The sequence below is a fragment of the Erythrobacter tepidarius genome, assembly GCF_002155695.1.
Taxonomy (GTDB): domain Bacteria; phylum Pseudomonadota; class Alphaproteobacteria; order Sphingomonadales; family Sphingomonadaceae; genus Erythrobacter; species Erythrobacter tepidarius.
In genome coordinates, this window is record NZ_MUYJ01000015.1 from 26,698 (window position 1) to 50,941 (window position 24,244).

The 24,244-nt window shown below is 67.3% G+C and carries 24 protein-coding genes; 13 read left to right on the forward strand and 11 right to left on the reverse strand.

Annotated features, from left to right (window positions below; all coding sequences use genetic code 11):
• Positions 1-30 precede the first annotated feature (30 nt).
• Together lipB and BZF61_RS13780 are read left to right on the forward strand one after the other, a co-directional pair.
• Positions 31-720, forward strand: a complete 690-nt coding sequence (gene lipB, locus BZF61_RS13775) for a lipoyl(octanoyl) transferase LipB (RefSeq protein WP_086619969.1) — start codon at positions 31-33, stop codon at positions 718-720.
• Complete coding sequence (locus BZF61_RS13780; protein WP_143737081.1) at positions 717-1,031, forward strand: hypothetical protein; 315 nt, start codon at positions 717-719, stop codon at positions 1,029-1,031. Before lipB ends, BZF61_RS13780 begins: the two co-directional genes overlap by 4 nt.
• Positions 1,032-1,040: 9 nt before the next feature.
• Here the strand turns inward: BZF61_RS13780 and BZF61_RS13785 are convergent, their stop codons facing one another.
• The gene (locus BZF61_RS13785; RefSeq protein WP_086619971.1) at positions 1,041-2,168 is read right to left on the reverse strand and encodes an alkene reductase; all 1,128 of its coding nucleotides are present in this window, start codon (positions 2,166-2,168) and stop codon (positions 1,041-1,043) included.
• Between the two features lie 70 nt (positions 2,169-2,238).
• Here BZF61_RS13785 and BZF61_RS13790 point away from each other — a divergent pair, with 70 nt between their 5' ends.
• Positions 2,239-3,141 (forward strand): DMT family transporter, encoded by a 903-nt coding sequence (locus BZF61_RS13790; protein WP_086619972.1) that lies wholly within the window; start codon positions 2,239-2,241, stop codon positions 3,139-3,141.
• A 47-nt stretch (positions 3,142-3,188) separates the two neighbouring features.
• On the opposite strand, the gene nadA is transcribed toward BZF61_RS13790, so the two are convergent.
• Both nadA and BZF61_RS13800 read right to left on the reverse strand, forming a co-directional pair.
• Entirely contained in the window at positions 3,189-4,190 is a 1,002-nt protein-coding gene (nadA, locus tag BZF61_RS13795; protein WP_086619973.1) for a quinolinate synthase NadA, read from the reverse strand.
• A 51-nt stretch (positions 4,191-4,241) separates the two neighbouring features.
• Positions 4,242-5,120: an MBL fold metallo-hydrolase gene (locus tag BZF61_RS13800; RefSeq protein WP_086619974.1), complete on the reverse strand. Its 879-nt coding sequence runs from the start codon at positions 5,118-5,120 to the stop codon at positions 4,242-4,244.
• A 55-nt stretch (positions 5,121-5,175) separates the two neighbouring features.
• Here BZF61_RS13800 and glpK point away from each other — a divergent pair, with 55 nt between their 5' ends.
• Complete coding sequence (gene glpK / locus BZF61_RS13805) at positions 5,176-6,648, forward strand: glycerol kinase GlpK (RefSeq protein ID WP_086619975.1); 1,473 nt, start codon at positions 5,176-5,178, stop codon at positions 6,646-6,648.
• Between the two features lie 52 nt (positions 6,649-6,700).
• Here glpK and BZF61_RS13810 read toward each other — a convergent pair whose 3' ends face one another.
• Positions 6,701-7,162, reverse strand: a complete 462-nt coding sequence (locus tag BZF61_RS13810) for a DUF1465 family protein (protein WP_086620020.1) — start codon at positions 7,160-7,162, stop codon at positions 6,701-6,703.
• Positions 7,163-7,319: 157 nt separating this feature from the next.
• Positions 7,320-7,529 carry a YdcH family protein gene (locus BZF61_RS13815; protein ID WP_086619976.1) on the reverse strand — a complete coding sequence of 70 codons (210 nt, stop codon included), beginning with the start codon at positions 7,527-7,529 and terminating at the stop codon, positions 7,320-7,322.
• A gap of 292 nt (positions 7,530-7,821) precedes the next feature.
• On the opposite strand from BZF61_RS13815, the gene BZF61_RS13820 reads away from it, so the two are divergent.
• The 5 genes from BZF61_RS13820 to tilS all read left to right on the forward strand — a co-directional run bounded on the left by BZF61_RS13820 (position 7,822) and on the right by tilS (position 13,650).
• Positions 7,822-7,989 carry a YdcH family protein gene (locus BZF61_RS13820; RefSeq protein ID WP_086619977.1) on the forward strand — a complete coding sequence of 56 codons (168 nt, stop codon included), beginning with the start codon at positions 7,822-7,824 and terminating at the stop codon, positions 7,987-7,989.
• Positions 7,990-8,050: 61 nt separating this feature from the next.
• Positions 8,051-10,321 (forward strand): phosphoenolpyruvate--protein phosphotransferase, encoded by a 2,271-nt coding sequence (ptsP, locus tag BZF61_RS13825; protein WP_086619978.1) that lies wholly within the window; start codon positions 8,051-8,053, stop codon positions 10,319-10,321.
• Positions 10,322-10,478: 157 nt separating this feature from the next.
• Positions 10,479-11,456, forward strand: a complete 978-nt coding sequence (locus BZF61_RS13830) for a helix-turn-helix domain-containing protein (RefSeq protein WP_086619979.1) — start codon at positions 10,479-10,481, stop codon at positions 11,454-11,456.
• A 170-nt stretch (positions 11,457-11,626) separates the two neighbouring features.
• Positions 11,627-12,661: a tetratricopeptide repeat protein gene (locus BZF61_RS13835; protein ID WP_245804654.1), complete on the forward strand. Its 1,035-nt coding sequence runs from the start codon at positions 11,627-11,629 to the stop codon at positions 12,659-12,661.
• Positions 12,652-13,650 carry a tRNA lysidine(34) synthetase TilS gene (gene tilS, locus BZF61_RS13840; protein WP_086619980.1) on the forward strand — a complete coding sequence of 333 codons (999 nt, stop codon included), beginning with the start codon at positions 12,652-12,654 and terminating at the stop codon, positions 13,648-13,650. Before BZF61_RS13835 ends, tilS begins: the two co-directional genes overlap by 10 nt.
• A gap of 29 nt (positions 13,651-13,679) precedes the next feature.
• Here tilS and BZF61_RS13845 read toward each other — a convergent pair whose 3' ends face one another.
• Positions 13,680-14,516 (reverse strand): L,D-transpeptidase family protein, encoded by an 837-nt coding sequence (locus tag BZF61_RS13845; protein WP_086619981.1) that lies wholly within the window; start codon positions 14,514-14,516, stop codon positions 13,680-13,682.
• A gap of 467 nt (positions 14,517-14,983) precedes the next feature.
• The gene (rimO, locus tag BZF61_RS13850; RefSeq protein WP_086619982.1) at positions 14,984-16,360 is read right to left on the reverse strand and encodes a 30S ribosomal protein S12 methylthiotransferase RimO; all 1,377 of its coding nucleotides are present in this window, start codon (positions 16,358-16,360) and stop codon (positions 14,984-14,986) included.
• 79 nt (positions 16,361-16,439) lie between these two features.
• Here rimO and BZF61_RS13855 point away from each other — a divergent pair, with 79 nt between their 5' ends.
• The 3 genes from BZF61_RS13855 to BZF61_RS13865 are packed head-to-tail and all read left to right on the forward strand — an operon-like array spanning position 16,440 to position 17,645.
• Positions 16,440-16,679, forward strand: a complete 240-nt coding sequence (locus BZF61_RS13855) for a DUF6356 family protein (RefSeq protein WP_086620022.1) — start codon at positions 16,440-16,442, stop codon at positions 16,677-16,679.
• Positions 16,680-16,725: 46 nt separating this feature from the next.
• Complete coding sequence (locus tag BZF61_RS13860) at positions 16,726-17,247, forward strand: hypothetical protein (RefSeq protein WP_086619983.1); 522 nt, start codon at positions 16,726-16,728, stop codon at positions 17,245-17,247.
• A complete protein-coding gene (locus BZF61_RS13865; protein WP_086619984.1) occupies positions 17,244-17,645 on the forward strand; it encodes a DUF1761 domain-containing protein in 402 nt (133 codons plus the stop codon). The genes BZF61_RS13860 and BZF61_RS13865 overlap by 4 nt, the downstream gene beginning before the upstream one ends.
• Here BZF61_RS13865 and BZF61_RS13870 read toward each other — a convergent pair.
• The 4 genes from BZF61_RS13870 to BZF61_RS13885 form a co-directional block, all read right to left on the reverse strand.
• Entirely contained in the window at positions 17,635-18,717 is a 1,083-nt protein-coding gene (locus tag BZF61_RS13870; RefSeq protein WP_086619985.1) for a potassium channel family protein, read from the reverse strand. The two genes, BZF61_RS13865 and BZF61_RS13870, sit on opposite strands and share 11 nt — an antisense overlap.
• Positions 18,717-19,481 carry a 5'/3'-nucleotidase SurE gene (gene surE / locus BZF61_RS13875; protein ID WP_086619986.1) on the reverse strand — a complete coding sequence of 255 codons (765 nt, stop codon included), beginning with the start codon at positions 19,479-19,481 and terminating at the stop codon, positions 18,717-18,719. Before surE ends, BZF61_RS13870 begins: the two co-directional genes overlap by 1 nt.
• On the reverse strand, positions 19,481-20,761 hold the full coding sequence (gene serS / locus BZF61_RS13880; RefSeq protein WP_086619987.1) for a serine--tRNA ligase: 1,281 nt from the start codon (positions 20,759-20,761) through the stop codon (positions 19,481-19,483). Before serS ends, surE begins: the two co-directional genes overlap by 1 nt.
• Before the next feature lie 256 nt (positions 20,762-21,017).
• Entirely contained in the window at positions 21,018-23,339 is a 2,322-nt protein-coding gene (locus BZF61_RS13885) for a TonB-dependent receptor (RefSeq protein ID WP_086619988.1), read from the reverse strand.
• A 120-nt stretch (positions 23,340-23,459) separates the two neighbouring features.
• Here BZF61_RS13885 and BZF61_RS13890 point away from each other — a divergent pair, with 120 nt between their 5' ends.
• Positions 23,460-24,101 (forward strand): TetR/AcrR family transcriptional regulator, encoded by a 642-nt coding sequence (locus BZF61_RS13890; RefSeq protein ID WP_086619989.1) that lies wholly within the window; start codon positions 23,460-23,462, stop codon positions 24,099-24,101.
• Positions 24,102-24,244: the final 143 nt, after the last annotated feature.

The window sequence follows — 24,244 nt, forward strand, 5'->3', positions numbered from 1 at the left end:
ATCCAGGCTCAATGCCCCCACCGAGGCGGCATGGCAAGCACTGCTCCCAAGACTGTCAGACCTGCGCCTCCCGAATGGCGGCGCGAGAGTGCGCCGGTGCCCTATGCCGAAGCGCTGGCGGCGATGGAGGCGCGCAATCAGGCGGTTGCGGCGGGCGAAGCGGCGGAGCTGGTCTGGCTGCTCGAACACCCGCCGGTTTATACCGCGGGCACCAGTGCCGACCCTGCCGAACTGGTCGATCCGCGCTTCGAGGTGGTCGAGGCCGGGCGCGGCGGGCGCTATACCTATCACGGCCCCGGCCAGCGCATCGGTTACCTGGTGCTCGATCTCAACCAGCGGGGCAAGGACGTGCGCTGCTTCGTTCACGCGATCGAGGGCTGGGTGATCGCCGCGCTGGCGCGCTTCGGGGTCGAAAGCTGGCGGGCGGAAGGCCGCGTCGGCATTTGGACCCGCGACAGCGACGGCAGCGAGGCCAAGATCGGCGCGATCGGGGTGCGCGTGCGGCGCTGGGTGACGATGCATGGCTTCTCGGTCAACCTTGATCCCGACCTTTCCCATTTCGGCGGGATCGTGCCTTGCGGCATTGCCGAATACGGTGTCACCAGCCTCGCGAAGCTCGGCCTGAAGGTCTCGGCGGAGGCATGGGATGCGGCGCTGGCCGCGACCTCGGAGGATTTCCTTGACGCGCTCGACGCGGCGGCGAAAAGAGCGTGCCGATGAACCGCGCTGCCTTTCATGCCGTCCTCCTCCTGCTGCTTTGCACCGCCTGCACCGGGGAGGCAGGCGCGCCTGCCGAGCGCGGCGGCAAGGCCGCGGGCGAGGTGCTGGGTGGATCGATCTCGGATGCGATGATCCCGCTCGAACAGCTCGATTCGCAAGCTCCCCTTGCCCCGCGCCAGGGGCCGGCTCCGGCCGATCTCGATGCCGAGCAGCCGGTGGTCACCCCGGTCGAGGGGGTGGAGGGCGCGGCGCCGCAAAGCGAAGGGGCCGAAGCACCCCCCGCCGCCCCGGCCCCTGATGCGTCCGAATAAAACCCGGGCTTACCCTGCTGCCTCGGCCCGTTCCTCGGCGAGGGTCGGGTAATCGACATAGCCTTCGGGGATCGGGAAGTACCAGCTCTTGGGCACGTCCTTGTTGGGGTTCCAGTGGGCCCCGGCCGCGATCCGCTTTTCGAGATCGGGGTTGGAGATGTAGGGCCGCCCGAAGCTGACCGCATCGCACTTGCCGCTGGTCACGTCCGCTTCCGCCTGCTCGGCGGTGTAGTCGGAGTTGAGAATCAGCTTGCCGGTGTAGATCTGGCGGATCAGCGGGCTTTGCTTGGGCACGTCGGTTCGCCCGAAGGTGCCTTCCGGCACGGGTTCGCGCAGTTCGACGAAAGCGAGGCCCAGTTCCTCGCACACCTTGGCCGCCGCGCCGAAGGTCGCAGGCGGGTTGCTGTCATCGGTCCCTTGCGAATCCCCATTGGGCGAGAGGCGGATGCCGACCCGGTCCGCGCCCCACACGTCGATCAGCGCTTCCAAGACTTCGCGCATGAAGCGGGTGCGGTTTTCGGGGCTGCCGCCATATTCGTCGGTGCGCAGGTTGGTCTTGTCGCGCAGGAACTGGTCGACAAGGTAGCCATTGGCGCCGTGAAGCTGCACCCCGTCGAAACCCGCCTTCTTGGCGTTCTCGGCGGCGCGGCGGTAATCGGCGATGGTGCGCTTGATGTCCGCATGGGTCATTTCGCGCGCTAGGGCATAGGGGTGCTTGCCGCTCGGCGTGTGCGCCTCGCCCGGCGCCTGCGTGGCGCTGGCCGAGAAGGGTGGCTCGCCGTTCAGGAAATAAGGATGGACGAGGCGCCCCATGTGCCAGAGCTGCATGACGATGAGGCCGCCTTCCTCGTGCACCGCCGCGGTGGTGGCCTTCCAAGCCTCGGTCTGTTCGTCCGTCCAGATTCCGGGAGCCGAAGGCCAGCCGAGTCCCTCACGGCTGATCCCGGTCGCTTCGGTGAGGATCATGCCCGCGCCGGCGCGCTGGCGATAATAGAGCGCCATCAAATCGTTCGGGACGAACATCGGATCGGCGGCGCGCCCGCGGGTCAGCGGCGCCATGAAGATGCGGTTCCTGGCATGGAGCGCGCCCATCCGGAGCGGCTGAAACAGGGCACCATAACTTGGGGTGTCGTGCATATGTGGGTAATCCTCTCGATCGGGTTGCGTTTGGCTATCCACTTGGGGGCGGCAAGGCTAGGGCGCAAGCATGGAAAATGAGGGTGCGCCCCAAGAGAAACTTGTTCCCGCCGAAGCGCGCCCGGCGGCGTGGCTGCTGTTGCTCGCGCTGCTGGGCGGCAATGTCGCGCTGGCGATCGGGCCGTGGTTCGTGCGGGTGGCCGATACCGGGCCGGTTGCGGCCGGGTTCTGGCGACTGTTTCTGGCGCTTCCGTTCATGGCGGTGCTGGCCCGGGCGAATGGCCAGCGGCTGACGGGCATCCCGGCGCCAACCCTGGCGCTGGTGGCGCTGGGCGCGGTGACCTTCGCGCTCGATCTTGCTAGCTGGCACATCGGCATCGGCATGACGCGGCTCGGCAATGCCACATTGTTCGGCAATGCCGGGTCGATCGTGCTCTTGTTCTGGGGGGTCATCGTCCATCGGATGCTGCCCGGCAGGCTGGAGTGGCTGGCGATCGTCTTCGCGCTGGCGGGCGCGGCGATCCTGATGGGGCGCAGCCTCGAGATTTCGCAAGAGACGCTGATCGGCGATCTGTTCAGTGTCGCAGCCGGGCTGCTTTATGCGGTCTATCTGCTGACGCTCCAGAACGCGCGCGGGGCGTTCGGATCGTGGAGCCTGCTGGTGTGGGTGAGCATCTTCGGCGCGCCGGTGCTGCTGGTGATTGCCTTGGCTCTGGGCGAGCCGGTGTGGCCCGGAGACTGGGGGCCGGTGATCGGGCTGTTCATTCTCAGCCAGCTGGTGGGGCAGGGGCTGATGGTGTTCGCGCTCAAATATTACCCGCCGCTGGTGGTGGGCCTTGCCCTGCTGACCCAGCCCGCGGTCGCCTCGGTCTACGGCTGGCTGGCGTTTGGGGAAGTGCTCTCGGGGCTGGATATCGTGGGCATGCTGCTGGTGGGCGCGGCGCTGGCGGTGTCGCGGGCGAGGGCGACCTAGCGTCAATCTTCACCCCGGCCAAAGCGGGGGCCTCGGGCGGGCGCCCCTCAATCCCCGCTAAACCGCACCTTCCCCAGATCGCCCATGCCCACGGTCCCGCTCGCCATTTCCAGCATCCGATCGAGGCTGCGCTTGGCCTTCAGGCGGATGCCTTCGTCTATTTCGATCTGCGGCTGCAAATCGCGCAGCGCCACATAGAGCTTTTCCATCGTGTTCAGCGCCATGTAGGGGCAGATGTTGCACGAACAGTTCCCGTCCGCCCCCGGCGCGCCGATGAAGGTCTTGTTCGGCAGCGCCTTTTCCATCTGGTGGATGATGTGCGGCTCGGTCGCCACGATCAGGGTGTCGCCCGGGAAGGTCTTGGCGAAGGCGAGGATGCCGCTGGTCGAGCCGACATAGTCCGCATGGTCGATGATCGTCGGCGGGCATTCGGGGTGCGCGGCAATCGGCGCGCCGGGATATTGCTCCTTGAGCTTGAGCAGTTCGGTTTCGCTGAAAGCCTCGTGGACGATGCACACGCCGGGCCACAGCAGCATGTCGCGGTTGAACTTGCGCGCGAGGTAGCCGCCAAGGTGCCGGTCAGGGCCGAAGATGATCTTCTGTTCGGGCGGGATCTGGGCAAGGATTGTCTCGGCGGAGGAGGAGGTGACGATGATGTCGGAGAGCGCCTTCACCTCGGTCGAACAATTGATGTAGGTCAGCGCGATGTGATCGGGATGGGCCTCGCGAAAAGCGCGGAACTTCTCGGGCGGGCAGCTGTCTTCAAGGCTGCACCCGGCGTCCATGTCGGGCAGGATCACGGTCTTGTGGGGTGAGAGGATCTTGGCGGTATCGGCCATGAACTTGACCCCGCAGAAGGCGATCACGTCGGCATCGGTCGCCGCTGCCTTGCGGCTGAGTTCGAGGCTGTCGCCCACGAAGTCGGCAATGTCCTGAATGTCGGGCGTCTGGTAATAATGCGCGAGGATCACCGCGTTGCGCTCTTTGCGCAAACGGTCAATCTCGGCCAGCAGATCGGCGCCGGCGGGGACTTTGGTGACTTGGTTCATGGGGCGGTTCCCGGATTGGACTGGCTGGTGGATATAGAGGGCGACGACTGGTTAGGCCACCCGCCAGACTGCATCCTGCTGACGAACCATGCCGCGCCTTTCCAGATCGAGCAGATGCGCGGTGACGCTCATCTCGGCCGCTCCGATCAGGCGCGGGTCGAGGCCCTTGTACATCTCGGGGATGAAGCCGCTGACGGGACGCGCGGCCTCGCCTAGCAGGCGCAGGATCTGGTTTTCGCGCTGGCGGCGGTGGCCGATCATCCCGCGCACCAGCTGGCGGGGCCTTTCGATCGCCGCGCCGTGGGCCGAGTGATAGCGCACATCATCGCGCGCCAGCAGCTTTTCGAGGCTCGCCATGTAATCGCCCATGTCACCATCGGGTGGCACGACGACGCTGGTCGACCAGCCCATCACGTGATCGCCGGTGAACAGTGCGCCCGATTCCTCCAGCGCATAGCACAGGTGGTTCGAGGTATGGCCCGGCGTGGCGACGGCGGTGAGCGTCCAGCCGGTGCCGCGCATCCCTTCGCCATCCAGCAGAACGCGGTCGGGCGCATAGGTGGTGTCGAAGGCCTCGTCCGAACGCGGCAGGTCGGATGACAGAACCAGCGGCGCGCAGCCGACGATCGGCGCACCCGTCCGCACCGCCAGCGGGGCAGCGGCGGGCGAGTGATCGCGGTGGGTGTGGGTGCACATGATCGCAAGCACGCGGCGTCCGGCAATCGCGGCAAGGATCGCTGCGATATGCGCTTCATCCGCCGGGCCCGGATCGATTACCGCGCAGTCCGGCCCGCGCGCCTCGCCCACCACATAGGTCTGGGTTCCGGTGAAGGTGTAGGGCGAAGGGTTGGGCGCCAGCACGCGGCGCACCAGCGGCTCGACATCTTCGGCAAGGCCGGTGGGCCAAGGTTGTGGGGGGATGGTGACCATGGCCTTGCATATGCGGCGAGGCGTGGCAGAAGTCACCCCCGAGAGAGGATAGGTCATGTCCGATTACATTCTGGTGCTCGACGAGGGCACCACCTCTACCCGCGCGATGCTGTTCGCCGCCGATGGCGTGTTTGTTGCGAGCGCGCAGGCCCCGCTCACCCAGCACTATCCGCAGGCCGGCTGGGTCGAGCATGATCCGCAGGAAATCTGGGAGAAGTCGCTGGCCTGTGCGCTGGAGGTCATCCCAAAGGTGGGCGGCGCGGCGGCGGTAGCCTGTATCGGCATCACCAACCAGCGCGAGACCGTGGTGGCATGGGATCGCAATACCGGCCAGCCGCTGACCCGTGCGATCGTCTGGCAGGATCGCCGCACCGAGCCGCTCTGCGCGGCGCTGCGCGCGGGCGGGCACGAGGCCGCGGTGCAGCAGCGCACCGGATTGCTGCTCGATCCCTATTTCTCCGGCACCAAGATGCGCTGGATGCTCGATAATGTGCCGGACGTGAAGGCAGCGGCCGAGAAGGGCACGCTTGCCTTGGGCACGGTGGAAAGCTGGCTCATCTTCAAGCTCACCGGCGGCGCGGCGCATGTCACCGATGCCTCCAATGCCAGCCGCACGTTGTTGATGGGGCTGGAGGATACGCAGTTCAACGAGGGCCTGTGCGATCTGATCGGCGTGCCGCTGGCGGCGCTGCCGGGGGTGACCGACATGGCCGGGCCGCTCGCCATGACCGCTCCGGCGCTGTTCGGGCGGGCGATCCCGATCACCGGGCTGGCGGGGGACCAGCAGGCCGCGACCATCGGCCAGGGCTGTCTTGCGCCCGGCCAGACCAAGGCGACCTATGGCACCGGGGCCTTCGTGCTGACCTGCCAGGGGAGCCGCGTGCCGCGCTCGGCCAATCGCCTTCTGGGGACGGTGCTGACCCAGATCGAGGGCCAGCGCAGCTACGCCATCGAAGGCTCGGTCTTCGTCGCGGGCAGTCTGGTGCAGTGGCTGCGGGATTCGCTCGGGATTGTCGATCTTGCCGAGGAGACCGAGACCCTCGCGCGCACTATCCCTGACAGCGGCGGGGTGGTGATCGTGCCGGCGCTCTCGGGCCTCGGCGCGCCGCATTGGCGGGCCGAGGCGCGCGGGGTGATCGCGGGTCTGAGCTTTGCCAGCGGCAAGGCGCACCTCGCCCGTGCGGCGCTGGAGGCGATGGCGCACCAGACCCATGATCTCGCCACCGCCTTCGCCGCGGATGGGGCGGCGTGGCAGACGCTCAGGATCGACGGCGGGATGTCGGCCAACAACTGGATGGCGCAGGATCTGGCCGATATGCTCGGCGTTCCGGTCGAACGGCCGGCCTTCGTCGAAACCACTGCGCTGGGTGCAGCGATGCTGGCGGCGACGGGGGCTGGGCTCTACCCCGGCCTCGATGCGGCAGCAAAGGCGATGCGCGGCGCGCTGACGCGGTTCGATCCGGCGATGCCGGCGGGCGTGCGCGAGGAGCGGTTGAGCCGTTGGCGCAAGGCGCTGGCGGCGGCTTGATCCTCGATCGCGCCAACGCGCGATGCAGACCCCGCCCACCCAAGGTGGCTGTTTAACCCAAACGCCCGAATTCGCGCCCGATGCGTTCCTGGAAGGCGCGCGCCGGGGAGGCCATTTCGAAGTGCTGGCGCCAGGCCTCGTCGAGTCGGGCGATGCGCCGGTGGAGACGCTCGGTCTCGGCGATCAACGCGCGGGTTTCCGGTTCGAGCAGCGCCAGCTGCTTCTCGTCCGCGCCGCGATCGGGCGGCAGCGCGCCGTGCAGGCGCACCCGGTTCTCCGAAAGCTCGCCCGAGAACAGTGCGCGCTGGTTGAGCAGCCATGCCAGCACGTGCATCATCCGGGTGGTGGCCTTGAGCCCCTCGGTCGAAAGCGCGAGACGCACGAAGGCATCCTCGCCGGTCACCGGCTCGCGGGTGCCGGCGGTGAACACCGCGCGCACCTCGTCGGCCAGCACCAGCGCTTCGGTGTAGAGCGCCTCGATGATCGGGCGAGAGAGACTGGAAGTCCGGGCCATGGTGCGCCGCAGATTAGGCCCCTGCCGCCCGGCCCGCCACCGGCACATGGTTACTTTCCAAGCAATTTTTTCGCCTTTGTCCCGACCGGGAACAGTTTTGCGCGCGGCGCATCGATTGGTCGGGCAAGCCGTGCCATGACCGCGACGAACCGCCGGATCAGGCAATGATGTCCGGCAGCAGCGTGTCCTCGATAATCGCGATCTGGTCCTTCAGGCGCAGCTTGCGCTTCTTCAGACGCGCGATCTGGAGCTGGTCGGCAAAGCCGTTCTGGCGCGCGGCTTCGCTCAGCGCGGTGATCGCGGCATCGAGGTCGCGATGCTCGGTCCTGAGCAATTCGAGCTTTTTGCGCAGCTCCTGCTCGGTCATGCCTGCCTGGGTTCCCTTCTCGTGCCGTCGCCGACCGTGCCTCCCCAGCCCCGCTACGCGTTCCAGCGCGATTCGATAAGATGGGCGTTCGCATTTTTTCGCGATGCGCCGCGGACCGGCGGGCGATGGCCGGGGCACGCTTCGTCGCAGGCGGTGATGCACCGGACGGTTTGTGATGCGCAAGGGCCTTGCATCGCACGCGGCTTGCGGTTTCAATGAGGGCTGCGGCTCGGCCGCATCCAGACCGAGTCGCCTTCACGGGGCAGCCCCCCGCGCAGACAGGAGAACTCGTATGGCTTCGACCGCAGTGTCTTCCCACATCCACGCCCTTCAGGCCAAGCATGCCGAGCTTGACGCGCGGCTGCACGCCGAACTGGCCCGGCCCGTGCCCGACACCGCGACGATCCAGACGCTCAAGAAGCAGAAGCTGCGGTTGAAGGAAGAAATTGCCGGCTACTGACGAGGCCGCATCCGCCGCGACGGTTGCAGGTTGGCCGCTGCGGCCTTAAGCCTTGGCGGCCATGAGTGCCGCCGCAGCCGCCCGCAAGATTCTCACCCGCCTCACCGAAGTCATGGCTTCGCGTTTGCACGCGCAGGCCAAGCTTGATCAGGTGGTCGAGATCATCGGTGAATGCTTGTCGAGCGAGGTGTGCTCGATCTACCTCCTGCGCGAGGGGATGCTGGAGCTGTTCGCCACCCGCGGCCTCAACCAGAGCGCGGTGCACGTCACCCGCATGGCGATCGGCGAGGGGCTGACCGGGGCGATCGCGCAGAAGGTGGAGACGCTTAACCTTGCCGAGGCCAAGGCCCACCCCGATTTCCAGTATCGCCCCGAAACCGGCGAGGAAAAGTTCCACTCCTTCGCCGGGGTGCCAATCGTCTATCGCGAACGCGCGGTGGGGGTGCTGTGCGTCCAGCACGTCGAGCCGCGCCGCTACGAGGATGTCGAGATCGAGGCGCTGCAGACCACCGCGATGGTGCTCAGCGAACTGATCGTCAATGCCGAGCTGGTCGATGAGGAGGAAGCCCGCGGGCTGACCGCCGAAATGACGGGGCCGCAGCAGCTCACTGGCCTCACGCTGGTCAAGGGGTTGGGCGCGGGCGTGGCCGTCTATCACCAGCCGCGGGTCGAGATCACGCAGGTCATGGCCGAGGACATCGAGGCCGAGCGCCAGCGCGTTTACCGCGCCTTCGACAAGATGCGCGAGCAGATCGACAACCTCGCCAGCCAGGCCGAGTTCGGCGTGGGCGGCGAGCACGAGGAAGTGCTCGAGACCTACAAGATGTTCGCCTATGACGAGGGCTGGTCGCGGCGCATCAACGAGGCGATCGATTCCGGCCTGACAGCCGAGGCGGCAATCGAGCGGGTGCAGCAGCACACCCGGATGCGGATGCGCGAGATCGACGATCCGCTGCTGGCCGACCGGATGCACGATCTGGAGGACTTGGCCAACCGCCTGCTGCGCATCGTCTCCGGGCAGGTCGGCACCGCTGCCTCGCAGGGCCTGCGCAAGGACACGATCCTGATCGCGCGCAATCTCGGCCCGGCCGAACTGCTTGAATATGACAAGCGCCGGCTCAAGGGCGTGATCCTCGAAGAAGGCTCGCTCACCGCGCACGTGGTGATCGTCGCGCGGGCGATGAACGTGCCGGTGCTCGGCCGCGTGAAAGGCGTGCGCACCACGATCCGCGAGGGTGACGAGATCCTGCTCGATGCCACCGCCGGCCAAGCGATCATCCGCCCGCTCCCGCAGGTCGCCGAAGCCTTCCATGCCCGTTTTGCCAAGAGCCGCGAGAAGCAGGCGGCCTATGCGCGCCTGCGCGATGTCGAGCCTTTCACCCGCTGCGGCACGCGCATCCAGGTGATGATGAATGCCGGCCTGCGCGACGATATGTCGATGCTGGCGATGACCGGCGCGGACGGGGTGGGACTGTTCCGCACCGAGTTCCAGTTCCTCGTCTCGGCCACCCTGCCGCAGCGCGAGCGCCAGACCAGGCTCTATCGCGACGTGCTCGATGCCGCGGGGGACAAGCCGGTGATCTTTCGCACGGTCGATATCGGCGGCGACAAGTCGGTGCCCTACCTCGCCTCGGAAATCGCGGTGCAGGACGAAAACCCGGCGATGGGCTGGCGCGCGCTGCGCCTCGCGCTCGAGCGCGAAGGTTTGATGAAGGTGCAGGCACGCGCACTTCTCGAAGCGGCGGCGGGGCGTTCGCTCTATGTGATGTTCCCGATGGTGTCCGAGCCGTGGGAGTTCGACGCGGCCAAGGCGGTGTTCGACGAGCAGCTCGCCTTCTTGCGGGCGCAGAAGAAGCTGCTGCCCGAACGCATCCACTTCGGCGCGATGCTCGAAGTGCCCGCGCTCGCCGAGGTGCTCGACATGCTGCTGCCGCGCCTGAGCTTCCTGTCGATCGGCACCAACGATCTCACCCAGTTCCTGTTCGCCGCCGACCGCGCCAACCCCAAGCTGGCGGAACGCTACGACTGGCTCAGCCCCTCGATCCTCAGGTTCCTGCGCCGCGTCATCCAGGCGAGCATCGGCAGCGGCGTGGAGATCGGGGTGTGCGGCGAGATGGGCGGGCGGCGGCTGGAGGCACTGGCGCTGATGGGCATCGGCTATCGCCGCCTGTCGATCACGCCCGCCGCGGTCGGCCCGATCAAGGAGCTGGTGCGCAAGGTCGATCTCGCCGAGCTTTCGGCAGCGATGACCGGCTGGCTGGCCGAGCCGCGGGGCGATCTGCGCGCACAACTGGCCGCCTGGGCCGATGCGCGCGACATCGAGTATGATTGATCGCGCGCCAGCGGCAGCTTGCGCCATGCCGTGCGTTGGATCGGTTGCCTCGTCACGCATGCGCTTGACAGCCCCCGCTGCGACAGGCTGATTGGCGTTCAAGCGCAATTCACGAAGATCGTCACAAAAGCCTCGCAAACAGGCGCGGACTCGGGTCATGGACAGCGAACAGGATAGCGGCACGGATAGCGTGCAGGACGTGGCTTATGCCGGTGCCGGCGCGCGGCTGCGGGCGGCGCGCGAGGCGCGGCGGATCGAACTCGCCCAGATTGCTCTCGAAACCCGCATTCCGCTGCGCCACCTCGAGGCGATCGAGGCTGGCGACTTCGCCAGCCTGCCCTCGCGCACCTACGCCATCGGCTTCAGCCGCTCTTTCGCCAAGGCGGTGGGGCTGCATGAGGGGGCGATCATCGAAGCCGTGCGCGCCGAACTGGCCGATGGGCAGCGGCGCCACGCGACCGCGAATTCGGCGATGGAGCCGGGCGATCCGGCCAAGCTGCCCTCGGCCGGCCTTGCCTGGTTCGGGGCCTTTGCCGCGCTGGTGCTGGCGGTGGGGCTGATTGCCTTCTTCTCGACCCGCTTTGGCGCCGGCACCGGCCCTGCGCCGCTGACTGCGCCACCTGCGCCCGCGCCGCTCGCAACCGCCACGCCGCAGGCCGCCACTCCCGCCAGCGCCGAGCCGGTGGTGCTGACCGCGCTCGCCGACGTGTGGCTGCGGGTTTACGAGGAAGGCGGCGCGCCGTTAATCGAAAAGCAACTGGTGAAGGACGAAAGCTTCACCATCCCGGCCAGCGCCGCCAATCCCCGCCTCAACACCGGGCGGCCCGATCTGCTGGCGATCACGGTCGGCGGCAAGCCGGTTCCGGCCTTGTCGGACAGGCCCATGCTGCTTTCGGGCGTGCCGGTTTCGGCCGCCGCCCTGCTCGCACGCGCTGCTCCTGCGCCCGGCGCTTCACCTGGTCCCGCGTCCGGAGCGGCGGTCACTCCGCGCGCGCCGGTCCGCCGCGACCTTCCGGCCACACCCGCTCCGGCCACGCGCGCAGCCGCCGCGCCCGCCGGGGTCGAGACGGTCCCTGAACCTGCCGCCGAAACCCCGCCAGCCGCCGCCGGCGCGAACGAGGCCCCGCAAGGCTGAGGAGCGCTGCACTGCCCGCGGTGCGGGGTTTTCCGGTTGATTAGGGGTTTCTCACTCTCGACTTGACGGCGCCAAGGATGCAGGAAAAGCGTCCGCTTTCGTCTGCCCCGTGCCAGAACGGGACGGCGATCAGCTTGCGTACCATGGCATCGTCAGGGAGCCCGCCGATCATGATCACCACCCCCCCGATCCATCATCCCCGCACCATCGGCCTGCGAATCATGCGGATGATGCTTGCCGCCGCGGCGCTCGGCACGCTGCCGGTCGCCGCCGGCGCGCAGGACGCCGCCGGGCAGGAAGCGCGCTTGCGCAAGATCGAAGCCGAAGTGCGGGCGCTCCAGCGCAAGGTGTTCCCCGGCGGGGACGGGCGCTTCTTCGAACCGCAGATCGCCCCCGGCACCACTGCCCCGGCCAATGGCGGACAGGTGATGGGCGTGATCCCGCCCGCAACCACCGCGGTCAGCGACATTCTGGTGCGCCTCGATGCGCTCGAAACCCAGCTTCAAAGCCTGACCGCGCGCTCGGAGGAGCAGGCCAACACCCTCGCCCAGCTCGAACGGCGCCTCGCCGCGCTCGAAGCCGCTGCAGCTCCGTCGGTGGCGGCACCGACGGTCGCCGCGGCCGCGCCTGCAACCACCGCGTCGCCCCCTGCGGCCCAGCCCGCGGCCCGTCCGGCCCCGCCCGCCACGCGCCCGGCGACGACCGCACCGGCCACCGCCGCTGCGACCACGCCCGCGCGCCCCGCGCCGGCCGCTGCCTCGCCCAGTGCCGAGCGGCTTGCCGCCGTGCAGGCGATCACCAAGCCGCAAACCGCCGATCCGGGGGATGACGAATATTCCTACGGCTTCCGCCTGTGGAATGCCGGGTTCTATCCCGAAGCGCGCCAGCAGCTCACCAGGTTCGTCGAGCAATATCCCAACCACGCGCGGATCAGCTACGGGCGCAACCTGCTCGGCCGCGCCTTCCTCGACGACAAGCTGCCCGAAGAGGCGGCGCGCTGGTTCCTCAAGAACTACCAGGCCGACAAGAACGGTGCGCGCGCGCCGGACAGCCTGCTCTATCTCGGCAAGGCGATGATCGCGCTGAAGGATACCAAGCGTGCCTGCATCGCGCTGGCCGAATTCGCCGAGACCTATCCGCTGATCGCATCGGGCCGGCTGGCGAGCGAATATCAGGCCGCCCGCGCCAGCGTGACGTGCAACTGAGCCAGCAGGCGCGCTTCGCCGCCAGTCTGGCGGCTTTGTGGCCGGAAGAGGACCGCACCGGTCCGCTCGGTCTTGCGGTCTCGGGCGGGCCGGACAGCCTTGCGCTGATGCTGCTCGCCCACGCTGCGCTGCCGGGAAGGATCGCGGTCGTGAGCATCGACCATGGCCTGCGCCCCGAAGCGGCTGGCGAGGTCGCGCTGGTCGAGCGGCTGGCGGGCGAGCGCGGGATTCCCTTCACCGCGCTGAGCCTGACCCCGCAACCCGGCAACCTCCAAGCCCAGGCGCGCGCCGGGCGCTATGCCGCCTTGGCGGGGTGGGCGCAGGCGCGCGGGCTGGGGGCGGTCGCCACCGCGCACCATGCCGATGATCAGGCCGAAACCCTGCTGATGCGCCTCAACCGTGGGAGCGGGCTGGCGGGCCTTGCCGGGGTGCGCGCGGTCTCGCGGATCGCGGGCAGCCAGGTGCCGCTGCTGCGCCCGCTGCTCTCCTGGCGCAAGGCCGAGCTTGAGGCGCTGGTCGCCGCCGCCGGGATTGTCGCCGTGCGCGATCCTTCCAACGCGAACCCCGATTTCGAGCGAGCCGCGATCCGCATGGCGCTGGCCGAGGCCGACTGGCTCGATCCCGCCCAGCTCGCCATCAGCGCCGCGCATATCGCCGAAGCTTGGCAGGCGATCCAGTGGTATGCCGAATGCGAATGGGAAGAGATGGTGGTGCGCGACGAGACCGCGCCGACCGGGCTGGGCTTTGCCTATTGCGCCAATGGCCCGCGGGTGGTGGCGATCGAGACGATCATCCGGATCATCCGCGAACTCGGCGGCCACGCCACCCGCGCCGAGGCCGCACGCGCCTGGGACCGGCTGTGGCGCGGCGAAAACGCCTCGCTCGGCGGGGTGCTGGCGGTACCGGGGGTGGAGAAGGTCGAGAAGATCGGCGTGCCGATGCGCGTCTGGCGTTTCCGGCCTGAGCCGCCGCGCGGGAAGGCGAATTAGCCTGTGCCGGCGCCACCCCGACGGGGGCGTTACAGCACCCTGTCGCCGACCCCGATCATCCGGCCGCGGGTGATGATCACCTTGTCACCCCGGTCCGCCGCGGCGAACAGCTTGGCGGCGAATGCGTCCGGCACCCCGATGCAGCCGTGGCTGGCATAGCCATTCAGCACCGGCGAGCCGTGGATCGCGATCCCGTCCCAGGTCAGCCGCAGGGTGAAGGGCATCGGCGCGTTGCCGTATTTTTCCGAGACGTTGTTGCGTTCCTTGGTCAGGATCGGGAAGATGCCGGTTGGCGTGCGGTGCTTGCGGGTGCCGAGCAGGGCGACGGCGGTGCCGATCTCGTGTCCGTCGCGGAAGACGCTGATGACGCGCGCCTCCAGATCGACGGTGATGACAAGCTTGCCGCCGCGCGGTGCGGCGCTTTCGTCCCAGAACCAGTCGCCATAGCGGATCGTGCCCGCGATCGGCAGGATCGACTTGATCACGAAAGGATCGGTGCTGGCGCGCGTGAGCGCGCTTGGAGCGGGGGCGGCTTGGTCGAGGGGTTCGGCCGGGATCATCCGCGCCGCCGGGCCGCGCGGGGCTTCGATGACGGGCGCGGCTGGGGGCGCGGTGTAGGTCACCGCGTCATCCCCGCTGAGCGCCGGCAGGCCGGCATAGGTCAGCGCCGGTTCGTCGCCTGTGCTCGGCGCGATCAGCGGGGCGCTATCGAGATCGGGATCGATCCGCTCGAGGGCCTGATCGGCGCGGGCGGCGACGCGCTGCGCGGCTTCGGCCGCCTCGTCAGCCGCCGGTTGGGCCAGCAGCGGCGCACAGGACGCAGCGAGCGCGACAAAGGCGATGGGAAGAACGAGCGAGCGGATCATGAGCAGGATTATGCCGCAGGCGGAAAAGGCTTTCCAGCGGTTAACCATCCGGCGTCCCTCGCGGGGACGATGGCGGGCGCGGGGTTAACGCTTTTTTGCGCCCTCAGGCGCCGGGCGCGGGCCGTCCGGCCCGCTTGGCTACGCGCCATAAGGCGCGGCGCGCGTTCGCGCTTGCGGCGCTGCGCGCCGGATCAGCGCGCCGGGTGCTCCCTTGCAGCAACGTCGCTTCGCTTTCCTACACGCGCGCTTGCAGCCTATCCTGCGAGTTGCCCGCTCTTTGCCATCGTCGTTATCTCACCGCCCTTGCGGCCCGCCCGCCGCCGCTTAGCCTTTGCGCGCGCGGAGAAATCTGTCCGTCCGGCTGCGGTTCGTTCTGAAAATGAGGTCAATTCAATGCAATAGGCCGGAAACACAAAGGTGACGCGGTGTCACCTTTGTCACCTTTGACATTTTCGCAAAGCCGGGCCTTATTTTTGTGCGATGACGCCGAAGAGGTCGTGCGCGTCGGCGTCCTCGATGCGGACCTTGACGATATCGCCCGGCGCGAGGCTTTCCGGCACGTTGCGCAGATGGACCGCGCCGTCGATCTCGGGCGCGTCGGCCTGGCTGCGGCCGGTCGCGCCGATATCGCCGTCCTCGTCGGGCGCGCCCACCTCGTCGATGATGACGGGGAGCGTGCGGCCCACTTTCGCCGCAAGCTTGGCGGCGCTGATCCGCTCGGTCACTTCCATGATCCGGGCGTAGCGTTCTTCCTTCACGTCTTCCGGCACGGGATCGGGCAGGGCGTTGGCCGCGGCGCCTTCGACCGGCTCGAAGCGGAAGGCGCCGACGCGGTCAAGCTGGGCTTCCTCCAGCCAGTCGAGCAGGTAGCGGAAGTCCTCCTCGGTCTCGCCGGGGAAGCCGACCACGAAGCTGGAGCGGATCGCGATATCGGGGCAGATTTCGCGCCAGGACTTGAGCCGTTCCAGCACCTTGGCCTCGTTGGCGGGCCGGCGCATCAGCTTGAGCACCTTGGGGCTGGCGTGCTGGAAGGGAATGTCGAGATAGGGGGTGAGCAGCCCCTCGGCCATCAGGGGCACGACCTGATCGACGTGCGGGTAGGGATAGACATAGTGCAGGCGCACCCACGGCGTCTGGCCTTGGGGCGTCTTCAGCCGGCCCAGCTCGCGGGCGAGGTCGGTCATGTGGGCGCGGACGGGGTGGCCTTTCCAGTCGCGGCTCTCGTGACGGATGTCGACCCCATAGGCGCTGGTGTCCTGCGAGATGATGAGCAGTTCCCTGGTGCCCGCCGCGACCAGCTTCTCTGCCTCGCGCAGCACGGCATCGACCCGGCGGCTGGCGAGCTTGCCGCGCAGCGACGGGATGATGCAGAAAGCGCAGGAGTGATTGCAGCCCTCGGAAATCTTGAGGTAGCTGTAATGCCTCGGGGTCAGCTTGATATCGGGCTGCGGGATGAGGTCCACGAACGGGCCTTGCGAGGGCGGAGCGTGGGTGTGGACCGCTTCGACCACCTGTTCGTATTGGTGCGCGCCGGTGATCGCGAGCACCTGCGGATGCGCGGCGCGGATCGCATCGGCCTGCTCGCCCATGCACCCCGTCACGATCACCCGGCCGTTTTCGGCGATCGCCTCGCCGATCGCGGCGAGGCTTTCCTCCTTGGCGGAATCGAGGAAGCCGCAGGTGTTGACCAACACCACGTCGGCCCCGGCATAGTCTTGGGCAAAGGCATAGCCATCGGCGCGCAGGCGGGTGAGGATGCGCTCGGAATCGACCAGCGCCTTGGGGCAGCCGAGGCTGACCATGCCGATCTTCTTCTGGCCCGGGAGGATCGTGGGGGTATTCATCGCGGCGCGCCCCCTACACTGTGCGCGGCGCGAGCGCTAGGCTTGACGGCGAACTCACGGCAGGGGCATGACGCAGGGCATGATCGCAAAGCTCTTCACCGACCACCCGCGGTCCATTGGCGAGACCTATGGCCAGCACGCGCGTACCGCCTTCAGCTTCGGCTGGCGCATGATCACCGGCGGGCTGGCGTGCATGGTCCATGCCGTGGTGCCGGGCCTGTTCGTCAAGACCGCGAGCCGCACCGTGGTGCAGCTCGATGCCGAAATGCGGGGCCGCAAGGCCACCCCGGCCGAGGAAGAATTCGCCTACGTGATCTAGGCGCGCGCTCTGTCCTACGCCTCCGGCTTGGGTTAAACGCGCATACATGCGGATCACGATCACCAAGGGTGCCTCAGCCGACACCATCGCGATCGAGCGCGCCGACGGCTCGCGCGCGACTTTCGGTTTCCCGAAGAAGGGGCCCTACCCGCACGACGCCTACCACTTTTTCATCGAGCGCGAACTCGGCATGGCGGCGGGGTTCTGGGGTCTGGTCGCAGGTGGCATGGCGCCTGATGCAGTGCAGGCATTGACGCTCGCTGGCGGCCATGCCAGCGCCAAACGGGCGGAACGGCCCGACCCGGCAATCGTCGAACTGATCCAGGCCGAGCGCCTCGTCGAATGTTTCGAGGCGGCGAGCTGGGGCGGCGGCGCGGATGACGCCAGCATCCTCGCCATGGCCGAACCCGGCTGGGCGGCCAGTCATGTCCTTCCGCCCGCGGGTGTAACAGAGAAATTGGGCGCCATCCGTGCAAGGCTCGACCCCTTCCTCGCCGAATGGAGGGCGCTGCCCGAAGGCGGGGCGCTGAACCTCGAATGGCCCGACAATCTGGAGACCCGCGCATGAATGACTTTGCCCTGTGGCCGGTGCTGGCGGGAACCGGAGCGTTCTTTGCCGTGGGCGCCCTATGGTATGGCCTGATCTTCCCCAAGGCGTGGCAAGGCGCGGCCGGGCTGAGCGATGCGGACTTCGCGCGCGGCAACCGGGGGGTGATCTTCGGCCTGACATTCGCCTTCGAGATGCTGATCGCGATGGTGTTGTGGCACCTCGTCGCCCGCACCGATCCGGCGCCTCACGTGGTGATGATGATGGCGACCGGCTTTGCCCTGGGGGTGATGATCCCGGCGGTGGGGATCAGCTATCTCTCCCTCAGGAAGAGCCTGATGCACTTCCTGATCGATGCCGGCCATTTCCTGTTCGGCATGGCGGCAATGGGCGCGGTGTTCGTCTGGTTCAGGCGCTAGGCGCGGCGTCGTTCGTGGCGGTCGGGATGATTTCGACCACCACATCGCCCGGCTGGAGGGCCTTGCACCCGTCCTCCCAGAACCCGATCGCCTGGCCATTGCGATAGACCCTGAGGCCCTGTCCGCCGCTGGCCAGTTCGGTGATCGGCTTGCCGCATTCGGCCTCGGTGATGACCCGCTCGACCAGTTGCACCCGCCCACCGACACTGGCAAGGTCGGCGAGATAATCGGCGATGTGCGCGCCCTTCACGCTGCCTGCCAGCAGCAGGCCGGTGAACCGCACGGGATTGATGACGTTGTTCGCACCCGCCTGCCGCGCCAGCAGTTCGTTGTCCTCGGCCCGGACTACCACGGTGATCGGCACCCTGGGGGCGAGATGGCGGACCGTGAGCACGATCAGGATCGAGGTATCGTCGCGCCCGGCGCTGACCAGCACGCTCGACGCCTCGGCGATCCGCACCGCCTTGAGCGTTTCGTCACGCGTGGCATCGGCGGCCATGACGTTGACCCCGAGCTTTTCCGCCTCGGCGAGGCGATCATCCGACGGGTCGATCACCACGATGGTGCGCGGATCGACCCCGCGCTCGATCAGCTCACCCACGCTCTGCGCGCCGGAAACGCCGTAGCCCAGCACCACCACATGGCCGGTGAGCTGTTCCTGGATGCGTGCCATGCGCCATTTCTCCCAGCTGCGCTTGATCACGAAATCATAGGCCGCGCCCACGAAGATGAACAGGATCGCGATCCGCACCGGGGTGACGATCACCGCTTCGATCAGCCGCGCACGGTCTGACACCGGGGCGATGTCGCCAAAGCCGGTGGTGGTGATGCTGATCATGGTGAAATAGACAACATCAAGGAAGCTGACGACGCCGTCATGCCCATCCTTCAGCCCGGCGCGATCCCACCAGTGGATCAGGATCACCATCATGATCAAACCGAAGGCGAGGCCCATCCGGATACCCAGATCGCCCCATACGGGAATCTTGACGGCGCGGCGCAGCGGCTGGAACTGCTCGGCGAGCCGCGGCTTGCGGCGGAAGGGGTTGGCGGGGCCGCCGCGCCTGGCCATCAGCCGCCGAACCGTTCGGCCAGGATGCCGATGGTCGAATAGTGGGTGAGATCGAGCTGCAAGGGCGTCACCGCGACAAAGCCGTCCTCGATCGCCTCCAGATCGGTGCCGTGATCGAGGGTGTGCTCGATCGGGTCGAGCCCGAACCAGTAATAGCGGTAGCCGCGCGGATCGCGGCCCTCGACGATGGTGCCGCGAGAATAGTCATGGAAGCCCTGCCGCACGACGCGGATGCCCTTGACCTGCTCGGCCGGCAATGCAGGGAAGTTGACATTGATCAGCGTACGCTCGGCCATCGGCGCGTCCAACAGCGGCGCAAGCACCTTGGCCCCCCATTCGCGCGCCGCGCCGAAGGGGACATCGTCGCCCATGCCTTCGCGGGCATAGACCTGACTGAAGGCGATTGCGCGGATGCCCGCCAGCGCGCCCTCGATCGCAGCCGAGACCGTGCCCGAATAGGTGATATCGTCGGCCAGATTCGCCCCGCGATTGACGCCCGAGAGGATCAGGTCGGGGGGCTCGGGCATGACAGTGCGCAGCGCCATCATCACGCTGTCGGTTGGCGTGCCTGTGACGGCGAAGCGGCGTTCGCCCAGTTTCTGCAGCCGGACAGGGCGCGTCAGCGTGAGCGAGTGGCCCGCACCGGACTGCTCTTCGGATGGCGCACAGATCCAGATATCGTCGGAGAACTGGCGGGCGATATGCTCCATCACCTTGAGGCCCGGGGCGTGGACGCCATCGTCATTGGTCAGGAGGATGCGCATCAGCCGAGCGGTTCCAAGCGGGTGAGGCCACCCATATAGGGCCGCAATACTTCGGGCATGGTGACCGATCCGTCGGCATTCTGGTAATTCTCGAGCACCGCCACCAGCGTGCGCCCGACCGCGAGGCCGGAGCCGTTGAGGGTGTGGACGAACTCGGTCTTTTTCTCGCCCGCCACGCGGTAGCGCGTGTTCATGCGGCGGGCCTGAAAATCGCCGGTGTTGGAGCACGAGCTGATCTCGCGATAGGCACCCTGGCCGGGGAGCCAGACTTCGAGGTCATAGGTCTTGCGCGCGCCGAAGCCCATGTCGCCGGTGCACAGCAGCACCTTGCGATAGGGCAGGTTGAGCCGTTCTAGGATGGTCTCGGCGGCGCGGACCATGCGCTGGTGCTCGGCCTCTGAGTCTTCAGGACGCACGATGCTGACCAGCTCGCACTTCTCGAACTGGTGCTGGCGGATGAACCCGCGCGTGTCGCGCCCTGCCGCCCCCGCTTCGGAGCGGAAGCACAGGGTGAGCGCGGTCAGGCGGATGGGGAGCGCGGCTTCGTCGAGCAGCTCGCCCATGACGCTGGCGGTGAGCGAGACTTCGCTGGTGGGGATGAGCCAGCGGCCGCTCGTCGTGCAGAAGCTATCCTCGGCAAACTTGGGCAGCTTGTCGGTGCCGTACATCGCATCCTCGCCGACCAGCACTGGCGGGTTGCATTCGGCATAGCCATGCTCGCTGGTTTGCACGTCGAGCATGAACTGGCCGAGCGCGCGGTGGAGCCTTGCCATGCCGCCGCGCAGGAAGGTGAAGCGCGCGCCCGAGAGCCTTGCGCCGGTCTCGAAATCCATGCCGAGCGCGGGGGCGATGTCGGCGTGTTCGCGCGGTGCGAAGTCGAAGACGCGCTTCTCGCCCCATTCGCTCATCACCCGGTTGTCCTCCTCGCCCGCGCCGTCGGGCACGTCCGCGCCCGGCAGGTTGGGGATGATTTCGAGCGCGGCCTTGAGCTGGCCGGCCAACGCGTCCGCGCGGGCTTCGAGCGCCGGCATCTGCTCCTTGAGCGCGGCGACCTCGGCCTTGAGCGCCTCGGCCCCTTCGCGATCGCCTTTGGCCATCGCCGCGCCGATCAGCTTGCTGGCCTCGTTGCGGCGGCTTTGCGCAACCTGCACCGCGGTCACCGCCGCGCGCCGTTCCTCGTCGAGCGCGACCAGGCTGGCGGCCAGCGGCTCCAGCCCGCGGCGGGCGAGGCCTGCGTCAAAGGCTTCGGGATTGTCTCGGATCAGGCGAATGTCGTGCATGGGCTGGGCCTATGCCCGCTTGCCTCCCGCAAGGAAAGAGGGCGCGGGAATGCCGAAGGCCACCGAACCAATTTTTCGCGCGCAGAGGCGGATAGCCACCGCGTGCCGCCGACCCGGCACCAATTCTCCGCCCCTGCGCTTCTGCGCGTGACCAGGATGGCAATGCCGCGGGCGCGGCGTGATCAGGGACAGGAAAGAGGGAAAGGGCGGCGGGTGTGCCTTGCAAGGCCGCCGCCCCTCCACCGGGCAGAGCGGATCAGAAGTTGATCTGCGCAGTCACGAAGATCCGGCGCGGATCGCCGTAGAATCCGGTCAGCGTGCCTTCGCGGCCGAGCGTCGGGACGAAGGGCGCACCGCCTACGCCGCCTGCGACGAAGTTGTAGCCGGCGACGATATACTCCTTGTCGAACAGGTTCTTGCCGTGCAGCCCAATCGAATAGAGCCCGCTCTCGGGGGTATAGACCACACTCGCATCGACCAGCACGAAGCCGTCCTGATCGAGGAAGGGGTTGGGCACTTCGAACTGGCTCGCATCCGAACGCAGCGAGGCAAGGCCGATGAAGTCCATCATCCCGCCCGCCACCGGCAGGCCCAAGTTGAAGCCCATATGCGCGGTGATGTCGGGGGTGTTCTGGAACACGCGGCTGTCGGCCACGTCATTGCCGAAAGCGTCGATGAAGGTGTTGAACTTGGCATCGAGCACGCCCAGCGACCAGTTGATGCTGAAGCGGCTGCCTTCGCCGGCAAAGTCCTTGCCGACCAGCGCGGAGCCCTCGAACTCGATGCCGTTGACGTCGGCATCCGCGGCGTTGGAGGTGATCCCGATGAAGCTTTCGTTCACCCCGTCGCCATTGGCATCAAAGCCGACCGAGCCGGGGATCTGCACGTCGGTGTATTGCGCGAGGAACCCGGCAAGGCTGATATTGACGCGGTTGTCGAGCAGCGAGGCCTTCCAGCCGAGTTCGAAGCTGTCGACCTTTTCCGGGGCGAAGGCCATGAAGTCGAACACCTCGTCCGGCGTGCAGGCGCCGCCGCGCGGATTGCGGCACGCGGTGGTCTGGCCGCGCGGGTCGAAGCCGCCGCCCTTGAAGCCCTGCGAATAGGTGAAATAGATGTTGTGATCGGCGTTCGGCTGCCAGCTGATCGAGGCGCGCGGGTTGAAGTCTTCGAAGGTGGCGCTGCCGTCGAAATCACTTGTCACCGCAATCGGCACGCCGGTTCCGCCGAACAGGTTGGAGAAACCGCCGAGGAAGGTCGTGCGCAGCACGCGGCTCGCGCGCTTGTCGTTGGTGTAGCGTCCGCCCAGCGATAGGCTGATGGTGTTGGTCAGATCATAGGTGAAGTCGCCGAACACCGACCAGGTCTTGGTGTTGACATCGCCCAGCGTCTGCGCGGTGAGCCCATTCAGCGTGGTGAACAACGCAACGTCGAAGGCGGTGAAGGCATTGGCGTCGAGATAGTAGAAGCCAAGGACGCCCGAGAGCTTGTCGCCTTCGTAGAGGAGCTGGAATTCCTGGCTCAGCTGGTCGTTCTCGTAGATCGCCGGCACGTCGACATCGACCGCGGGAAGGCTGTCGAAGTCGATCGGAGTGGTCGAACGGTCTTCGCGGTAGCCGGTGATCGACTTCAAGGTCAGCGTGTCGGAAAGGGCGATCGCAATGTTGAGCGCGCCGCCATAGGCCTCGACTTCCTGATCGACGATGTTGAGGCCGGCGCGGGTGTCGAACACGTCATCCAGCACCGGCGCGCCGCTCCGCAGGCCGGGGATGAAGCGGTGGCCCTGACGCGCCTCGGAGTTGTCCTTTACGTAATCGCCCGAGAGGCGGAGCGAGAAGGCGCCGCTTTCGAATTCGATCGTGCCGCGCGCGGCCCACACGTCCTTGTTGTAGTTCTCGGTGCCGAGCGTGAGGTTGTCGCCGAAGCCCCCGCGCGAAAGCCGTGCGCCGCTCGCCCCGATCTTGAGGCTGTCGGTGATCGGCGTCGAGACGCTGACGATCAGGTCGGCCTGATCATAGGAACCGTAGGTGCCGCGGATCTTCACGCTCAAATCGTCGGGCAGCGCGGCGGTCACATACTTGATCGCGCCGCCGATGGTGTTGCGCCCGTAAAGCGTGCCCTGCGGCCCGCGCAGCACTTCGATGCGCTCGACGTCGTAGATATCGAGCACCGCGGCCTGCGGGCGGTTGAGATAGACATCGTCGATGTAAAGGCCCACGCCCGCCTCGAAGCCGGCGACCGGATCCTGCTGGCCGACGCCGCGGATAAAGGCGGTGAGGGTGGTGTTGGTGCCGCGGCTCACTTCGAGGGTGATGTTGGGCACCTGCTGGGCGATCTGGGTGAGATCCTGAACGCCCTGCTGGATCAGCGCATCGCCCGATAGCGCGGTGACCGACAGCGGGACGTCGATCAGTCGCTCCTCGCGGCGGCGGGCGGTGACGATGATCACGCCCTCATCGGTCTCGTTCGCCTCGGCGGCTGCATCATCCGCGATGTCCTGGGCGGCGACCGGCGCAGCAAAGGCGGCAAGTCCGGCGGAGCTGGCAAGCAGCAGCGCACGGGTGCAGAATGTCTTGATCATTGGCTCTGTTCCTCTCCTGGCCTTTTGTGTCGCCTTGATATTGAAAGTTGAACCACCTTTCAAGTTTAGACTTGTGCATTGCCCTTGCGCGGCTTACCGAAAGCGTGGAGGGAGTAGCTGATGGGCAACAGTCCGGCCACCGTGACCAAAGGCGAAACTATCGCGTGCAATGATGCCAAGGCTCCGCGCACCGAGCGTGGGCGGCGGACTTTGCGCAAGCTGCTTGACGCGGCGGCGGTGGAGTTCGGCGAAAAGGGCTTCCACGAGGCCTCGGTCAGCTCGATCACGCGCCGTGCAGGAGTGGCGCTGGGCAGCTTCTACACCTATTTCGACAGCAAGGATGCGCTCTTCCGTGCGTTGGTCGCCGACATGAGCGAAAAGGTGCGCACCAGCGCCCGCTCGGCGCTGCATGATGGCATGGACGCGCTCGAGATCGAGCGGGCGGCGCTGGCAGCGTTCCTGCGCTTTGCTGCCGAGCACAAGGAAATCTACCGCATCATCGACGAGGCGGAATTCGTCGATCCGGCGAGCTATCGCCAGCACTACGAGACCATCGCCGCGCGCATCACCGATCGCCTTGCAGCCGGTGTCGCGGCCGGCAAATTCCGCGAGGGGCTGGGTGAGCTGGAGGCCTGGGCGCTGATGGGCATGAATGTCTTTGTCGGCCTGCGCTATGTGGTGTGGGGCGGGGCGGAGAAGACGCCAGACGAGGTCGCTGCCAGGGTGAATCGCCTGCTCGCCGAGGGTGTGCTCAAACACTAAACAGCTGAAAGCATGGGAATACGTGCGCCCGGCCGGGCGCGCTGTTGCACGCCCTGTTGCATTTATTGCGAACGATTCCCATTCGCACGGGTATTGACTCGCATTCGCAATAAGGCCAGAAGCGCGGTGTTTCTCCCTTCACA

Coding starts and splice junctions, on each gene's coding strand:
- lipB (WP_086619969.1), top strand. CDS start 31: ATGGCAAGCACTGCTCCCAAGACTGTCAGACCTGCGCCTCCCGAATGG.
- BZF61_RS13780 (WP_143737081.1), top strand. CDS start 717: ATGAACCGCGCTGCCTTTCATGCCGTCCTCCTCCTGCTGCTTTGCACC.
- BZF61_RS13785 (WP_086619971.1), bottom strand. CDS start 2,168: ATGCACGACACCCCAAGTTATGGTGCCCTGTTTCAGCCGCTCCGGATG.
- BZF61_RS13790 (WP_086619972.1), top strand. CDS start 2,239: ATGGAAAATGAGGGTGCGCCCCAAGAGAAACTTGTTCCCGCCGAAGCG.
- nadA (WP_086619973.1), bottom strand. CDS start 4,190: ATGAACCAAGTCACCAAAGTCCCCGCCGGCGCCGATCTGCTGGCCGAG.
- BZF61_RS13800 (WP_086619974.1), bottom strand. CDS start 5,120: ATGGTCACCATCCCCCCACAACCTTGGCCCACCGGCCTTGCCGAAGAT.
- glpK (WP_086619975.1), top strand. CDS start 5,176: ATGTCCGATTACATTCTGGTGCTCGACGAGGGCACCACCTCTACCCGC.
- BZF61_RS13810 (WP_086620020.1), bottom strand. CDS start 7,162: ATGGCCCGGACTTCCAGTCTCTCTCGCCCGATCATCGAGGCGCTCTAC.
- BZF61_RS13815 (WP_086619976.1), bottom strand. CDS start 7,529: ATGACCGAGCAGGAGCTGCGCAAAAAGCTCGAATTGCTCAGGACCGAG.
- BZF61_RS13820 (WP_086619977.1), top strand. CDS start 7,822: ATGGCTTCGACCGCAGTGTCTTCCCACATCCACGCCCTTCAGGCCAAG.
- ptsP (WP_086619978.1), top strand. CDS start 8,051: ATGAGTGCCGCCGCAGCCGCCCGCAAGATTCTCACCCGCCTCACCGAA.
- BZF61_RS13830 (WP_086619979.1), top strand. CDS start 10,479: ATGGACAGCGAACAGGATAGCGGCACGGATAGCGTGCAGGACGTGGCT.
- BZF61_RS13835 (WP_245804654.1), top strand. CDS start 11,627: ATGATCACCACCCCCCCGATCCATCATCCCCGCACCATCGGCCTGCGA.
- BZF61_RS13845 (WP_086619981.1), bottom strand. CDS start 14,516: ATGATCCGCTCGCTCGTTCTTCCCATCGCCTTTGTCGCGCTCGCTGCG.
- rimO (WP_086619982.1), bottom strand. CDS start 16,360: ATGAATACCCCCACGATCCTCCCGGGCCAGAAGAAGATCGGCATGGTC.
- BZF61_RS13855 (WP_086620022.1), top strand. CDS start 16,440: ATGATCGCAAAGCTCTTCACCGACCACCCGCGGTCCATTGGCGAGACC.
- BZF61_RS13860 (WP_086619983.1), top strand. CDS start 16,726: ATGCGGATCACGATCACCAAGGGTGCCTCAGCCGACACCATCGCGATC.
- BZF61_RS13865 (WP_086619984.1), top strand. CDS start 17,244: ATGAATGACTTTGCCCTGTGGCCGGTGCTGGCGGGAACCGGAGCGTTC.
- BZF61_RS13870 (WP_086619985.1), bottom strand. CDS start 18,717: ATGGCCAGGCGCGGCGGCCCCGCCAACCCCTTCCGCCGCAAGCCGCGG.
- surE (WP_086619986.1), bottom strand. CDS start 19,481: ATGCGCATCCTCCTGACCAATGACGATGGCGTCCACGCCCCGGGCCTC.
- serS (WP_086619987.1), bottom strand. CDS start 20,761: ATGCACGACATTCGCCTGATCCGAGACAATCCCGAAGCCTTTGACGCA.
- BZF61_RS13885 (WP_086619988.1), bottom strand. CDS start 23,339: ATGATCAAGACATTCTGCACCCGTGCGCTGCTGCTTGCCAGCTCCGCC.
- BZF61_RS13890 (WP_086619989.1), top strand. CDS start 23,460: ATGGGCAACAGTCCGGCCACCGTGACCAAAGGCGAAACTATCGCGTGC.